Here is a 15,021-nt window from a genome sequence, read left to right as displayed (position 1 = left end):
CGGTACACGAGATAGAGTGCTTCTACCGGAGAGAGCCGAAGCCCGTCCTTTTGTGGTCTGCCAAATCCGCTCTGCTCATAAAGGGCATATCCCTCTGACCCCAGCAGGACTTTGTCTTCTTCTATCCGTGCCTTCACGCCTTAAGATTTGGGCGTAGACCATCATAAAACAGCCCCGGATACTGAGCCGGGATGGCCCACCTTATTGAGAGATAAACGCCATGATGCTATATATAAGAGATGAAATATTCAAGGAAACAAATATCAGCATGCAGGGATGAACTGGAAAAACAGACAGGTCAGAGAAGAAATGTAATACTGGTGTGAGCAATGAGAGTGAAAAAGAGGATCAGGACTTGATAGACTCTGCGTTCCGATGTTGCAGGCTGCTTATCTCATCCCGAAGTGTTGTTACATTCCGAAGTACAATAAGGATCGCTGATATCAATCCGGTCTGATCCTTCTCAGGGATGAACATGGCATCCATCAACATCTCCACCCCGTCATATTCAATAGTAAACAGTTCATGAATGGGAACACCGGTGATGAACACCGACTTGAACCGATCACAGGTCGGAAAGATCTTCCGGATCTCATGAGCCTCGCTGATGTGTGAGCCAATGATTCCCTCAGGACTGGTCCCGATTAATCTTCCCAGGGATGGATTTGCGTACAGAATAGTGCCGGCACGGTTGATGACCATAATATCATCAAGAACATGTTCGGCAATACCACGGAGAAGTTCCCCTTCGTCACGGATTTTCGCTTCTCCCTCCCGAAATGCGGTGATATCCCGGAGGGACTGGATTGCCCCGGATAATTCTCCGGACTCTGTATAGTACGGAGTTACTTTCACCCAGTAGATCCGGGAGGTTCCATCCTGCCGGTATGCAATCGTCTCTGCGGTCAGAGCTTCCCCTTCCTGAACGATGTTTTTAAAAAATGCAGTTATTGACGGATCATATCGATTAAATATCAGATCTGCAAGAACCGGACGACTGTATCCATAGATTGCAGGGACAAAAAGATCGATAGGTTTTCCGATTGTTTCTTCGGACTGCAGACCGGTCATCAGCTCCAGTTGTTTATTCCACAAAATGACCTGCCGGGTATTATCAATGGCAAAGGTGGGGTCAGGGAGATGATCCAAAATCCATTCCATCTGCTGCTGTGCCCTGACCACCCGCCGTTCGCGGTGTATCAGATCGGTTATATCAAACCCGGCCAGGATCATGGATGCACCATTTTTCCCTTTCCGAAGCCGGATGAGGTTCCATGAAAAGATCTGATCAGTTGCCTGGTTTTCTATGATGAGTGGAGAGTCCCAGCCTGAAAAATCAGTATCACCGGTCCTGACCGCATTAATTTTTTCTGCGATCAGGGCACCGTGTTCGTCGGTTATGGGAAAAAGACCCTGTAAAAGGGCAGGATGATCCTGTTCCCCGTCATGCAGATGAACAATCTCTGATGCATAGTGATTGCAAAATACCACCCGTCCTGCCGTATTAACCTTTAAAATGATCGCCCGAACATTTTGGAGCAGGTCACGGATGGCCCGTTCACGACTTGATACCTCACGAACCGTATTTTTCGCTTTTTCAAGATGATTTGTGAGATCGGAATGCATGAGTGATAACTGGCGTTCATATTCAGAGACCAGGCTCTGGGCTTTTTCCTTGCCTGAGAGTACCTCGGTCCGGTCCTGGGTTATCATTGCAGACCCGGTTTCCCCATCAGGGAGCTGCATGGCAAAAATGCGGTAATGCAGATACCGGTAAGTCTCCTTATCTGATATATGGAGAATCCCCTCAATCGGTTGCTCCGGTGGAACAAGGAGAGCGTGGATTATATCTTCGGAAAAGATGCCGGTGAGTGATGAGTATTGGAGAGATCTGTCTATCAGATCGGCCGGGGAGAGAGAGACCAGTGACCCAAAGGCAGGATTGGCTTCCCTGATCGTCCCATCAGGGTTTATGATCAATACTCCTTCTTCCAGAATTGTAAGCAGATCAGAGCCTGAAATCCTGAATGATGCCCGATAGATCTTCGCAGGTCCCAGGGATCGCCGTTCAGCCCTGCCGGCATGATACAGTGACTCCAGGTACCGGGCCGCAGTGGTCCGGGTAATCTGCAATAGCCGGGATACTTCCTCTATTGTCAGTCCTTCCCGGTGTTGACACAGAAGAGAGTAAACCTGTTCCTCATATGTTCCGGTAGACAAGAGCGAACTCCATTAAACTAAGATAGTTTCTCAGGAGAATGGATATAGATTCCGAGGGCGAGATCCAAAGATCAGTACTAGTAGTAATCAGAACACAGAAGATATAAATATAAGTACCCCTAATTATATCTTAACCGGGTTTTCTTAAACCTAATCTTATTGACTCTATACCCGGACCACAATTGCCCCGGAGATTTCCTCCCCCCCTTAATCGGGGTTTTAATTGTCGAACACCAGGAGGTGAACATGATGAAAGGAACATACATTACAGATATTACACAGATTCCATATTTTCAGTCCATGCCAGAGAGCGAACAGGAAACCCTGCTCAAAGTAACCGAGCGGTTTCCATTCCGGGCATCAGAACACTATCTCTCACTCATCGACTGGAATAATCCGAACGACCCGATAAAACGGATCATCTTCCCTGACCCGGGTGAGCTGAATGCATCCGGAAGTCCTGATCCGTCTGAGGAGAAAAATTATACTGTCCAGCATGGACTTCAGCATAAATATCCCCAGACTGCTCTTCTGCTTTTATCTGATGTATGTGGAGGAATCTGCAGATTCTGTTTCAGAAAACGCCTCTTTATGGATTGTGAGCGTCAGACCGTCAGGGACTATGCACCAGCTCTTGGCTATGTCCGGGATCATCCTGAAGTAACCGATGTTCTCCTCTCTGGTGGAGATCCTTTCATTCTTGCAACTTCCCGTCTCAGGCAGGTGATCCGGGAAATCAGGGAGATTGATCATGTCGGGATTATCCGAATCGGAACAAAGATGCTGGCCTATAATCCCTATAGGATCACCGAAGACCCAGATCTTATCGAACTTATCAGGGAAGCTTCAGGCGGGGAGAAGAAGATCTATATCATGGCTCATTTCAATCACCCCAATGAGATCTCTTCAGAATCGGTCAGGGCAATAGGAATGCTTCAGCAGGCTGGTGCAATAATCGTGAATCAGACACCAGTTATTGAGGGAGTGAACAATAATCCGGCAGTCATGGCAGATCTCTTTAAAAAGTTGTCGTTTATGGGTGTCTCGCCCTATTATGTCTTCCAGTGCCGTCCGACCATCGGGAATTACATCTATTCAGTTCCGGTTGAGGAGTCGTTCTGGACTCTGCAAAAGGCATTTCAAAGATGCTCTGGACTTGCGAAACGGGCCAGATTTATCATGTCTCATAGTACCGGCAAGATAGAGGTTGTCGGAATGAATAATCATAATATCTTCATGAGGTATCATCAGGCAGCCGATCCTGAGGATTATGAAAAGTTCATGATCTCCTGTTCAAATCCACAGGCACGGTGGTTTGATGATTATGAACCATTTACGCCAGGGACCGGACCGATCCGGGAATGGCTGTTTGAATGTGATCCTGCTGCCTATAGCGGGACTGCAACTTACTAATTTTACAGAACAAACCTGGTCACCACCCCATGAATTTTCTCCGGCGGGAGAGAGTAAAACTGAACAAACGGGGGAGATGCCTTTTTCATCAGACCAAAGAGGTTCCATACCATCCGATCACTGATAATATTCTCGATGCCATAAAAGATCGTCTTCTCAAATATTCCCCGTTCCCGAAGTAGATGTTCGATATCAACAATCTCCATGTAGCCTGCTTCAACAATAAATGCAGACAGCCCTTCGGCAAGTCCTTCCTGGTAGTCGGAGGTTACACCAAACGGATATCCTTTGATCCTGACAGATACCAGGATATTCTGCTTATAAATAATATTATTCTGAAAGAAGATCTGCCCAATATAGGGAGATACTGACCTGATATCCGAGGTGAAGTACAGGGCAGCACCTGATATTTTACAGGATTCCCGGTATAACTGGTGATATTTATCAATAAACTCCTCGAATGGAATCGGGCGGAATAATGAACGGAGCTTTTGCTGACCCTGGATAAAGATCATAATGATGATGAATGGGATCAAAGCCAGAAGGAATGACCAGTAAGCACCGTGCGGAAGCTTTGTCAGACATGCAATGAAGAATGTCAGGTTTATTCCAAGGAGAGCGCAGAGGATTCCGGTTTTTAAGAAGTTCCTCTTTATCACGAATATCAAGAGCAGCATAAAAGCCGATATTAACATATTTCCAGTAACTGCTAGACCATAGGCTGCACCAAGGTGTTCAGATGACTGAAATGCAGCCATAACCAGAAGAACAGCCATCAGGAGAAGCCAGTTAACGGTATCAATATAGATCTGTGACCGGAGTGCCGAAGATGTATAATCTATTTTCATCTTTGGAATAATCCGGGTTGTCATAGCCTGATAGACGATTGAGAACATCCCGCTGATCATCGCCTGGGACGCGATAATGGTTGCACAGATACTGAGGAGCAGAAACGGAATATAGAGTGGACCAATTATTGAGGAAACCATGGAGAAGAGGACCGTGCCTGAGGGCCCATGCTCAAGGACAAATGCCCCCTGACCCAGATAACTCAGCATAAGGGCAGGGAATACAAAATACCAGCCTTTAACGATTGGTTCACGACCAAGATGCCCCATATCGGCATAGAGTGCTTCACCCCCGGTGATACATAATACAATGGCAGACAGGACGATAAGAGATGTAATCCCGTTTTCCAGTAAAAATCCAAGTGCATAATGCGGACTTAACGCAAGCAGGATATGGGGTGCAGAAGCCAGACTTATCAGACCGGTGAGAGAGAGGGAAAAGAACCATACTGCCATAACCGGTCCGAATGCCCATGAAATACTATCAGTCCCTTTTCTTTGAAGGGCAAATAAACAGATTGCAATTGTCGCTGCAATGAGAAGGAGAACAGTCCCACTCGTTTCTTCAAGCCCGGGGACCAGCCGGATACCTTCCACGGCGGAGAGAATACTGATGGCCGGAGTAATGACTCCGTCACCCATGAACAGGCAGACCCCGACTATTGCCAGGAGTGAGATATAGGGGACCAGCGGACTGTTTTTCAAGAGGTCTGTCAGAACCTCCTTTAAAACGATGGTCCCGCCCTCACCCTTTGTTCCCACGTGCATTGCAATCCAAACATACTGAACGGTGATGATAAGAAAGAGACTCCAGAAAATTAACGAGATTATTCCGAAGATATTGTCCTCATTCGGGACGAGGGCGAGAAGAATGATTCCGATGGTGTAGATAGGACTGGTCCCGATATCTCCAAAAACAAGTCCCAAAGCTTTCAGGACGCGGGATTCAGCCACAGCAGGGAACATAACATATCGTTTACAAAGAAATTAATAAAATGCTTCTGGTTTTGTCAGGGTTATGACATATCAATTCCTTTATGAACCGGATTTCCAATGGGCCCTCCCTTTTTGGATACGTCATCCATGAGCACACCCGGATAGGGAGGAGGATGAATATTCTCATTTTTCATGGCATTCCAGGCCCGCTGATACAGGTCAGACTGATACTCAAACTCATGCCGGTGATCAGTAACATATGCTTTCGCCCGTATCCGATGATAAAAAGGGAATGACTGAATAAGAACCGTGTAGGGAAAATCATCACTGATAATGACATATGGTGAACTGGCAATCGTCTCCCTGACCAGGGTCTGGGCCCTGGAGTAATCTGAATTCGTATCAATATAGAGGTCGGTTACCACCATCATCGCTGTTGAACCAAAATTTCCGCTGGATACAGGACAGGTAAAGATCTGAAAATTTGGAATGGTAACGACATCATCAGATGGCGTCACAAGCCTGGTTGTTCGAAGGCCAATATCTGACACTTCACCATAGTAGTCACCAAAGGCGACCTTGTCACCAACCTGAAAGGGTTTTTCGAATATTATCACGATACCGCCGATGATGTTTGCAAGCAGATCTTTCAGGCCAATACCAAGTCCGGCCCCAAATAAACCAAAAAATGCAACCGTCTCGGTATATGAGGGATCCAGAATTGCGGTGAATGCAAACCAGGTTGCTATACAATAAAAGACAATTTTGATCAGGGGGATCATCATTTTGATAGTGACCCTGTCTTTTGAGAATAATTCTGAAAATTGTTGAAGGAACCGACCTACGGCCCAGGAGAGGATGAAGGTAAAGGCATACAGGAGAATGATATAGAGGACTAATGCGGTATAATCACCGGTGATTGCCGCTTTTTCTGTCGTGCCTGACAGGATGCTTTCATTCATTACCATATCATCCTCCGCTGCTTCAGGTATTCAACAACCGAAGAAAATCCTTCAGAACTGACAGACCACATATCATCATTTAACATGATAAGACCTGCAGATACCAACCGGTAAAGGGAGGAGTTGAGCATAGCCTTGTCATTGACTGACTCATTGAGCCGGGAGTAAACCGGTGACTCATACATGAGAATGAGGGTTAATATGAAGATGTCAATCACATCAAGATCGGGGATTTGAGAAGGTTTGGGCAGGCGGGAAAACCGAATTTCATCCTCTACCATTGCATTTTGAAATATTTCGCGGGCAATTCCGGGTTCACCAGCTGACAGGCGATGTATCTCCCGGAATATTAATTCTTCAGGCATCGCCTCTTTATCGGCCAATAAAGGAATATATGATACATAACGGGGTTGTATCGTAAGATACGGGATCGAGAACGCGAGGTTGAGAGAGGAGATATTTACATCAAAGTCTTTTCTGACTAATTCCAGGGTATTGTCAAGATCAATATCTATAGTGAACCTGATTTCATCGTTCCTTTCAGGGAGAAGGTATTGTTTTAGTTCAGGGAGTGTCAGAAATGGCAGGGTTATTACAATGGGAAACCAGCGTTCGATGTGAAGAAATCCGCAGAGAAAATTCCATGAATACTGATTCCATGTGGTAATGACCTGACGTGAATTGGTGACAAGAGAGGAGAGGAATGATCTGAGGAGATCAAATCCATGAGGACGACGCTCGTAGAGGTATTGACATTCTTCGCAGATATAGATGGCATGTTCATCAAAAAAACCCTGAAAATCTGGTTGCAGAGATTCTTTTTCTGAAAAATTAATATTTCGGACTAAAACTGATATCTCCCTGGAAAGACAATCGGCAACAATCGTTCTTGAAAAAGAGGTAGGGCTGATGATAGCAATTTTCGGAGGTGTCCTGAAATCACCGGGTTTTCTGATATGAGTCAGTATTTCACAAACTCTGGATTCATACAGGGGCACTTCATTTCCGAGAATACATGTCTGATTTGTGGATTCTCCATTCTGGTTCCTGTAGATCTGAATCACCCCAAGATATTCGAATGTACAACCAAATAGTTAGAGCCGGGGAGATTTATAGTTTCATGCCACATGAGAAAAAACCTAAAGAATTCTTAATACTATTCTTACGGTTTTAATGGACGAAACGCAAGGGCAGGTTATGTATCTTCAGGGATACTATGCTACTGGCAATGACCTTTCCTGCAGAATGCAGATCCATTCGGAGAAAAAAAGAATTTTCCAGAGATTACTGGAATTTATCCTTCACACTGTTCAGTTCATCAATTGACCCGATGGTCACATAATCAGGCACTACAAGCCCGACTTTTGCCCCAGTGAGAACCTTACCGACCTCAACAAGATTATCCCTGTACTTATCCATGTATGTTGACTGAGTCGTTGGCAGCCATGCTGATATGGTACAATCCACATCTCCTGTCGAAACGGCCTGATAGAGAGGTCCTGCATCAACAGCGACCATTTTCACGGTATACCCTGCCTGTTCAAGCACCTTCTTCAGCACGTTCGTACTTGCAATTTCTGAATCCCATAGGACATATCCGACGGTTACAAGTGATCCATCGCCCTTTACTGAGCCAATCCATGAAGAGACCTGATCCGGATGAGCGGCAATATACTCATCAGCTGCATTCTCCGGTGTTTTTCCGTCCTCTATAGCTAGCATAACTGATGCCATCTCATCCGATGCCCATGAAAACCGGGAAAGAATCACGTACGCACCAGGATTGTCAGTTTCAAAGCCTTTTCGTGCAAGAGCACCAATATATTCTTCCCCACCGTAAATCCCCTTGGGATCATCAAGATATTTCAGGTTAAACCGGGCAAATTTCCAGTGAGGGGTCCAACCGGTTACAACAATCCATTTCCCTGAATTGATTGCCTTTGTCAGCTCTGATGCCATTCCCGCACTACTACTGGAGACAAGAGTATAATCAAGTCCATAGTCCTGAATAGCCACTTCAGTCTTCTGCATGATACCGGCACCAGGTTCAATACCGATGATCTTACCCTTCTGCATCTGTGTTGACTGTTCTCCGGTGCACCCGCATAACAGGATACATCCGGTCAATAGTACTACTAACATTATAATTGGGGATACATGTGTTAATTTCATTGATTACTCCATAATTTTTCTATGATTGTTTTAATTCCCGTACCGGAATCAGATTCTGACTCAATCGGTCAAGGATGATAGCAATGATTACAATCGCAAGACCTGCCTCAAACCCTGACCCAATATCAACCCGCTGAATTCCATACAACACCTGGTATCCAAGTCCCCCTGCACCAATCATGGAAGCGATGACGGTCATAGAGAGAGCCAGCATAATACACTGGTTGACACCGGCCATGATTGTGGGCAGTGCAACAGGCAATTCGACTTTTATCAGTTTTTGTACCATTGTTGCACCAAACGCATCTGAAACCTCAATCAGTTCCTTCGGTATCTGTCTGATTCCAAGATTTGTCAGCCTGATGGTTGGCGGCATTGCAAAAACAACCGTAGCAATGACACCAGGGACATTTCCAAGACCAAAGAATATGACTGCAGGAATAAGATACACAAAAGAGGGCATTGTTTGCATGAAATCCAGAAAAATCCGGATTATCTGGTTGAACCGATCTGAATGTGACGCAAAAATACCAATAGGAATTCCAATCACCAGGGATACAATGGTTGAAACGATAACAAGGGCAAGCGTTTCCATTGAATGATCCCACAAATCAAGATCCCAGATTAAAAAAAGACCTGCAACACAAAGAATTGGAAGATCAATCGATTCCAAAAACCTTTTGTACTGCGATTTTTTCTGAGATCTTCCCCTGAATTTCAATGCAAAGGAAATGATAGCAACGAACAGGATCAGAACCGGCGGTGGGATACTACTCAGAATACTCTGAAACGTATTCGTGAGTGCAGTAAGGACATCAGTTATCCCATCTAAAAGCCAGCCAAGATTTGTGCTGATCCAGGTAACCAGATCCTCAATCGCCGATCCTAGGGGCAACCGGGGAAACGGGGAAACCGTCATACAGACCCTCCTGACCTGCCAAGAGCAGCCAGAACAGAGCCTCTGACAATGACACCCTTTAATTTCTTCTCTTCATTTATCACGGCCAAAGGAAACCGGCTTTCCGCAATGACCGGGATGATCTCTGAAACCGGGGTATCGTGATGGATGGATACAACATCCGGTATAACAATGTCCTGAAGAGGCAATCCTTCTTTTCCGGCCCGCAAGGCATCATCTGCCGTAATGATACCTTTGAGCTCACGGTTTTTGCCAACAACAAATAATGTGGATATTCCTGCTTCCTTCATCATTCGTAACGCCACATGGGGACCTGATGTTACGTGAATCATGGGATCCGGAACCTTCATGACATCCTTTGCCGTAAGAACACGTGAAAGATCCACATCTTCAACAAACCGTTCAACAAATTCGTTTTTGGGTTTCGTGAGGATCTCTTCAGGTGAACCGACCTGAATGATTTCTCCTGCTTTCATCAGGGCTATCCTGGATCCAAGTTTCAATGCTTCATCAAGATCATGAGATACAAAAATGATGGTCTTTTCAAGACGGTCCTGAATATCAAGCAGTTCATTTTGCATATCACGTCTGATAATGGGATCCAGTGCGGAAAACGCTTCATCCATGAGTAAAATATCCGGTGAACTTGCAAGAGCCCGGGCAAGCCCCACCCGCTGCTGCATTCCTCCAGAGAGCTGATCCGGATAGGAATACTCATATCCGGATAGACCCACAAGATCCAGGGATTTTTTTGCTTCCTGGACCCGTTCCTCATATGGTATACCCTGAATTTCAAGACCGAATGCAATGTTGTCCAGAATATTTCTATGGGGAAGAAGAGCAAAGCTTTGAAAAACCATGCTCATCCGTTTTCTTCGGATTGATTTCATCTGGTCTGCAGAAGCAGTGACAAGGTCTTCTCCATCAAGAAGAATCTCCCCGGCTGTCGGTTCTATGAGCCGGTTCAGGCATCTGAGAAGTGTTGATTTTCCACATCCCGAGAGTCCCATCAGAACAAAGATTTCCCCTTTCTGAACTGAAAACGAAATGTTCTGTAACGCGACGATGTGACCGGTTTTTTCTCGGATTTCTTTGACCGAACATCCTCTTTGGAGATGAGACAGCGTTTTCTGGGGTCTTGGTCCGAATATCTTGGTTAGATTTCTAACTTCGATAATCGAACCCTGATCATTCTGAATCAGAGATGGAATATTCATCCCCCCTACACTTATCTATCCCCATAAGAATATTGATGGGGGCTAAACATAGATAATAGTTTTGAGAGCTCATTTTTGACAAATATGCATTTAAAACCGATTTTGAGTTAGATGTGGCAATAAAATCAGTATTCAATACACCTCACACCATTAATTCAAAAATAATAGTCATTTTTACTAAAAACCCAATTTTTAAGGACAATGAACAGACCAACAGGAGAACAGAAGTACACCTGGTACCATGCCAGTATCATGCTTCACCTGATACGATGTGGTGACACATTCTATGCATTTGGGAATTGGATCAAACCATTCCCCTATTATCTCCTGGGGCAACCTCGAATGATTTCATACATCCCCTCCATTGCTCTCTCGTTCATCTCATCATGTCTACCATAATTCGGGAGAAATGACATACTATTCAGACCGGTTTTCTCATCGGTGAAAGGAGGGGTCTGTGACCGGCCGAATGGGTATAACCGGACAATATTTCTTACTCCACATGCTATAGACATATAAGAGGAAGTTCGCGTACATGACAAACGAACACGGGCATACCACAAAAGGACATCTGAACCTCACCGGAGAGTCCGATCTTACCATAGAAGTTGTTATCCTGCTCATATTCGGGATATTTATGCTTATTTTCGGCCTTCTGCTCTTTCAGATACACACCGGTGCTCTTCCCTATGCACCGGACAGCACATACGGATTATTTGTCCTGTTGATGGCATTTCAGATTGTCACTATGGGAAAGACGCCATTTGGTGATCTCAAACGGTCATGGCTTCTGATATTTATCGGCATCATCGTTGCAATCATGGGAATGGCTGCTGCTTTCGTGCCAGGCTATCTTTCTGAACATATCAGACTCATCGTCGGAACTGTCCTGTTCCTCGGTGGTGCAGCTCTTTTCCTGCAACTCTTCGTGAGGGAAGACAAGGCACGGACCTGGAGGCATGTTTCAGGGGTTTTTCAGCATCTTATCCTTGCCTGCGGGCTGGTGTATGTCATTTCATGCATATGTGGCCTGATTACTCTTTTTCCGGGAGTTACGACGGATCATCAGACTGCTCTCATTCTTATCCTGTATGCTCTGAGTTTTTTTTATCTTGCCTGGTGCATTCAGAAGGTTAACCGGCAGTACCCATCGACAAAGCATGCAGATATAGAACCGTCGGAATATAAAACTGAAAAGACGAACGGGTTATGGCTGATTCTGAAAGAGTCATCAATATCACTCTCTCTGGGGATCCTTCTTCTTGTGGCAACACTGCTGACCCTTCTTGGGTTGGTCCTGATCCCGGTAAACCTCGGAACACTTCCGTTTTCGCAAGACGGGCTATTAGGGATGCTTCTGGTCGTTTTTGCCATTCAGATGATGGCTCTTGGAGAAACCCCGGTCGGGGCATATAAACGCTCCTGGTTGATGACCATCATTGGAATGACCTTCGCAACTCTTGGTATCATATCCAGTATTGTTCCCGGGGTACTGACCGGTTTTCTTCAATTACTCCTTGGTCTGTTAAATATCATCGGTGGTGTTGTGCTGCTCATCGGCCGGTATTATCCGGTTCTTCAGGCAATGAGACACCCTCCGGATCATCCGGCAGACCAGCCACCGATACTGAAAAAAATGAATATTACCCAGACCATACTGAACTTTGTATCCATTGCATTTGGTATTTCAATGATTATTCCGGGTATCATGCCCGGACTCATCAATGCCGTGATTATCGTAATAAACGGATTACTCCTCTTTGTTCTTGCAGGGTTCATCAGGAGGATTGAGATTCTCTATCCGATGTAGAGATAATAACTCCCAATTTTTAGGGAGCGGGTGAAAAACATACAGGATCTCAGTATATGGATTTGAAGGATAGCCTGAAATTTAGAAAAGACTTTTATCCTATTCACTCTAATGTTCAAATATTAGAGAATTGTGTACCGCCATGATTTCGAGGGATAAAATGAAAAAGATGTCATTGAAACCAATTTTCAGGATGATTGTCGCTCTTTTGTTTGTAGGTCTGGCTATCTCCTTCTTTCCGGTTTCAGCAGCCATATTTATTGAGGATGGAACCGAACTGGATGAGTCTGCATTGATCGCATATCTCAAAGAACCTGCCCCTGAATTTGAAACTCCGCTTGTTATTTACTTTTATGATCCGAACTGTGGTGGTTGTATGCAGGTCCGTGATTTCTGGGATACATACCTGAAAGAAAACCCTGATATCATCCTTGAACAGGTCAACCTGGAGGAAGGCCCTGAACAGATGGACCGGTTTAAGGAATTTGCCGAGACCTATCACCGGGAAAAAGCCTTTATTCCACTAGTATATATCGGTCCGGTCTCTTTGGAAGGGGCAGAGGACATAAAACAATATTTTGATATGGTATATACCTGGTATATGGCCTCATATAAAGGAGAGTAATTCTCCGGTTCTTTTTTTGTCATTGTAAGTTAAAAAGAGAGGCAGGATCCTATTGCTACCAATGCTATGATAACGGAAGCGCTCATATCATCCATTGGTATATGCTCGAAGAATTTATCAGGGTAAATAAGTTTGATCAGGCCTATCTTCCGATATTGCAGAAAAAACTCTGCTTTGAAGGTGAATGTGCCGGGAATGGAATTCTGAATTATGGAGTACTCCTGACACTTGCCACTATTATCTCAACATATGGCGTCATTGCCGGATCCACCGCCACCGTGATAGGTGCCATGATAATTGCTCCTCTGATGACCCCGATCATGGCAACAACGCTTGCAATAGTGCTCGGAGACACACACCGGGCCGGACGGTCGCTCATGATGGTAGCAGTCAGCACGATATTTGTCATCCTCCTCGCAGCCCTGCTCACTTGTAGTATCTCACCTCTTGCCATTGATTTTCAGGGAAACCAGGAGATCGTTTCACGAACCGCACCGGATATGTTTGCCCTCTATGTTGCCCTTGCATCAGGAGCAGCAGGAGCCTTTGCCGTAAGCCGGGAGTCAGTCAGTGACTCGCTGCCTGGGGTAGCAATAGCCATCTCCCTTGTCCCCCCTCTCAGTGTCGTCGGGATTTCTCTCTCAAAATTTCAATGGGGAGATGCAACCGGTTCATTTCTCCTCTTTCTCACAAACCTCTTCGCCATTCTGGTATCTGGCGGAGCAGTCTTCTGGATCTCAGGAATTAATCCTGGCTCTATGGACAAAACCCGCACGAAAAAACGGAAACAGGCGTTTTCCATCGCGGTCATCTGTGTGGTCCTGATATCAGTACCACTTTTCATATCAGGGTTTGAAACTCTGGAGCAGGCATATTACTCAAAAGAGGCACAGGACATTACCAAGAACTGGTTATCCGGATCCGGATATGAGATAACTGATTTTAATCTCCGCAAACAGAACCTTACCCTGCACATCATCGGGACCGGAGAGATGCCTGATCCTGAGCATTTACACCTGGCCCTGGATGACCATTTTAAAAAACCCATAACCATAGAGATGCGGGCAATACCGGTAAATATCATTCATTATCCGTCTGAAACCGGGTCGTGAGTAGAGCGGAGGTATTATCCCCTTGTGTGGAGTATCATTACCAGAGAGATATCATGAAAAAGGTGAATGGAGCCATTCTGCAGCGGGACGGAAAGACATACGGTATCATGACCCATACCCCCTCCGGTATAGTCACTCCAGGAGATCTTGAACATATCGCCGCAGTCGGGAGAAAATTTCACATTCCAATCATGAAAATCACATCAGGACAGCGGATGATTCTTGCCGGTATACCTGCTGAAGATGTTGATTCTGTATTTAAAGAACTTGGTCCTCTTGGAACGCCTGACCTCGGGCCGTGTGTGAAATTCGTCCAGGCTTGTCTTGGTACTGAAAGTTGTACATGGGGATCACAGGATTCAATTGGCCTTGCATCCAAAATTGAGGCCCTTGTTCAGGATAAAAAATTCCCGGCAAAAGTCAAGATTGGAGTGTCAGGATGTCAGAGAAGTTGTAGTGAAAGTCAGCTCCGTGACATCGGGCTTATCGGAACCACCCGGGGATGGATCGTCCTCTTTGGAGGAAATGGCGGGAGAAAGCCCAGGGTCGCCGACCCAATCGCATATGGCCTCTCTGAGAGTGAAGCATGTGATCTGGTCGGACGCCTGCTTGATTTTTACCAAAAACACGGGCAATCCCAGGAACGGACAGCCCGATTCATGGAACGTATAGGGATCGATACATTAAAGTCAGAACTGCTCTCTATGATCCCATACATAAATCTGGACAAGGTGTAACCATGATCATAACCGACGTAGCACAGGTTGCTTCAGGACCAAATCCACAC

12 protein-coding genes and 1 pseudogene are annotated in these 15,021 nt (G+C 45.4%); 5 read left to right on the top strand and 8 right to left on the bottom strand.

The annotated features are described in order from the left end of the window. Positions 1-137: pseudogene (locus LDL35_RS00710) on the bottom strand (endonuclease); the annotation flags it as partial. 211 nt (positions 138-348) lie between these two features. Continuing rightward, positions 349-2,220: a PAS domain-containing protein gene (locus LDL35_RS00705; RefSeq protein ID WP_304018483.1), complete on the bottom strand. Its 1,872-nt coding sequence runs from the start codon at positions 2,218-2,220 to the stop codon at positions 349-351. 246 nt (positions 2,221-2,466) lie between these two features. Between LDL35_RS00705 and LDL35_RS00700 the strand changes: the two genes are divergently transcribed. Next, on the top strand, positions 2,467-3,633 hold the full coding sequence (locus tag LDL35_RS00700; RefSeq protein WP_304018481.1) for a KamA family radical SAM protein: 1,167 nt from the start codon (positions 2,467-2,469) through the stop codon (positions 3,631-3,633). A 2-nt stretch (positions 3,634-3,635) separates the two neighbouring features. Here the strand turns inward: LDL35_RS00700 and LDL35_RS00695 are convergent, their stop codons facing one another. From LDL35_RS00695 to LDL35_RS00670, 6 genes are all read right to left on the bottom strand, one after another. Further along, a complete protein-coding gene (locus LDL35_RS00695) occupies positions 3,636-5,447 on the bottom strand; it encodes a KUP/HAK/KT family potassium transporter (protein ID WP_304018479.1) in 1,812 nt (603 codons plus the stop codon). A gap of 50 nt (positions 5,448-5,497) precedes the next feature. Continuing rightward, complete coding sequence (locus tag LDL35_RS00690) at positions 5,498-6,385, bottom strand: mechanosensitive ion channel family protein (protein WP_304018478.1); 888 nt, start codon at positions 6,383-6,385, stop codon at positions 5,498-5,500. Further along, the gene (locus LDL35_RS00685; RefSeq protein WP_304018476.1) at positions 6,379-7,377 is read right to left on the bottom strand and encodes a hypothetical protein; all 999 of its coding nucleotides are present in this window, start codon (positions 7,375-7,377) and stop codon (positions 6,379-6,381) included. Before LDL35_RS00685 ends, LDL35_RS00690 begins: the two co-directional genes overlap by 7 nt. A 286-nt stretch (positions 7,378-7,663) precedes the next feature. Continuing rightward, on the bottom strand, positions 7,664-8,521 hold the full coding sequence (locus tag LDL35_RS00680) for a glycine betaine ABC transporter substrate-binding protein (RefSeq protein ID WP_304018474.1): 858 nt from the start codon (positions 8,519-8,521) through the stop codon (positions 7,664-7,666). A gap of 49 nt (positions 8,522-8,570) precedes the next feature. Next, a complete protein-coding gene (locus tag LDL35_RS00675) occupies positions 8,571-9,470 on the bottom strand; it encodes a proline/glycine betaine ABC transporter permease (RefSeq protein WP_304018472.1) in 900 nt (299 codons plus the stop codon). Further along, positions 9,467-10,687, bottom strand: a complete 1,221-nt coding sequence (locus tag LDL35_RS00670) for a glycine betaine/L-proline ABC transporter ATP-binding protein (RefSeq protein ID WP_304018470.1) — start codon at positions 10,685-10,687, stop codon at positions 9,467-9,469. The genes LDL35_RS00675 and LDL35_RS00670 overlap by 4 nt, the downstream gene beginning before the upstream one ends. Before the next feature lie 535 nt (positions 10,688-11,222). Between LDL35_RS00670 and LDL35_RS00665 the strand changes: the two genes are divergently transcribed. The 4 genes from LDL35_RS00665 (at position 11,223) to LDL35_RS00650 (ending at position 14,971) form a co-directional block, all read left to right on the top strand. After that, positions 11,223-12,497 carry a hypothetical protein gene (locus LDL35_RS00665; protein ID WP_304018468.1) on the top strand — a complete coding sequence of 425 codons (1,275 nt, stop codon included), beginning with the start codon at positions 11,223-11,225 and terminating at the stop codon, positions 12,495-12,497. A gap of 169 nt (positions 12,498-12,666) precedes the next feature. Then, positions 12,667-13,122 carry a thioredoxin family protein gene (locus LDL35_RS00660; RefSeq protein WP_304018466.1) on the top strand — a complete coding sequence of 152 codons (456 nt, stop codon included), beginning with the start codon at positions 12,667-12,669 and terminating at the stop codon, positions 13,120-13,122. Between the two features lie 101 nt (positions 13,123-13,223). Continuing rightward, positions 13,224-14,234 carry a TIGR00341 family protein gene (locus LDL35_RS00655; RefSeq protein ID WP_304018464.1) on the top strand — a complete coding sequence of 337 codons (1,011 nt, stop codon included), beginning with the start codon at positions 13,224-13,226 and terminating at the stop codon, positions 14,232-14,234. Between the two features lie 53 nt (positions 14,235-14,287). Further along, positions 14,288-14,971 carry an NAD(P)/FAD-dependent oxidoreductase gene (locus tag LDL35_RS00650; RefSeq protein ID WP_304018462.1) on the top strand — a complete coding sequence of 228 codons (684 nt, stop codon included), beginning with the start codon at positions 14,288-14,290 and terminating at the stop codon, positions 14,969-14,971. Positions 14,972-15,021: the final 50 nt, after the last annotated feature.

The sequence above is a fragment of the Methanospirillum hungatei genome, assembly GCF_020216685.1.
Taxonomy (GTDB): Archaea; Halobacteriota; Methanomicrobia; order Methanomicrobiales; family Methanospirillaceae; genus Methanospirillum; species Methanospirillum hungatei_B.
The sequence above is the reverse complement of the archived record's forward strand: the minus strand, read 5'-3'. Positions and strand labels throughout refer to the sequence as shown.

Coding starts and splice junctions, on each gene's coding strand:
- LDL35_RS00670 (WP_304018470.1), bottom strand. CDS start 10,687: ATGAATATTCCATCTCTGATTCAGAATGATCAGGGTTCGATTATCGAA.
- LDL35_RS00700 (WP_304018481.1), top strand. CDS start 2,467: ATGATGAAAGGAACATACATTACAGATATTACACAGATTCCATATTTT.
- LDL35_RS00695 (WP_304018479.1), bottom strand. CDS start 5,447: ATGTTCCCTGCTGTGGCTGAATCCCGCGTCCTGAAAGCTTTGGGACTT.
- LDL35_RS00650 (WP_304018462.1), top strand. CDS start 14,288: ATGAAAAAGGTGAATGGAGCCATTCTGCAGCGGGACGGAAAGACATAC.
- LDL35_RS00690 (WP_304018478.1), bottom strand. CDS start 6,385: ATGGTAATGAATGAAAGCATCCTGTCAGGCACGACAGAAAAAGCGGCA.
- LDL35_RS00665 (WP_304018468.1), top strand. CDS start 11,223: ATGACAAACGAACACGGGCATACCACAAAAGGACATCTGAACCTCACC.
- LDL35_RS00660 (WP_304018466.1), top strand. CDS start 12,667: ATGTCATTGAAACCAATTTTCAGGATGATTGTCGCTCTTTTGTTTGTA.
- LDL35_RS00680 (WP_304018474.1), bottom strand. CDS start 8,521: ATGTTAGTAGTACTATTGACCGGATGTATCCTGTTATGCGGGTGCACC.
- LDL35_RS00675 (WP_304018472.1), bottom strand. CDS start 9,470: ATGACGGTTTCCCCGTTTCCCCGGTTGCCCCTAGGATCGGCGATTGAG.
- LDL35_RS00655 (WP_304018464.1), top strand. CDS start 13,224: ATGCTCGAAGAATTTATCAGGGTAAATAAGTTTGATCAGGCCTATCTT.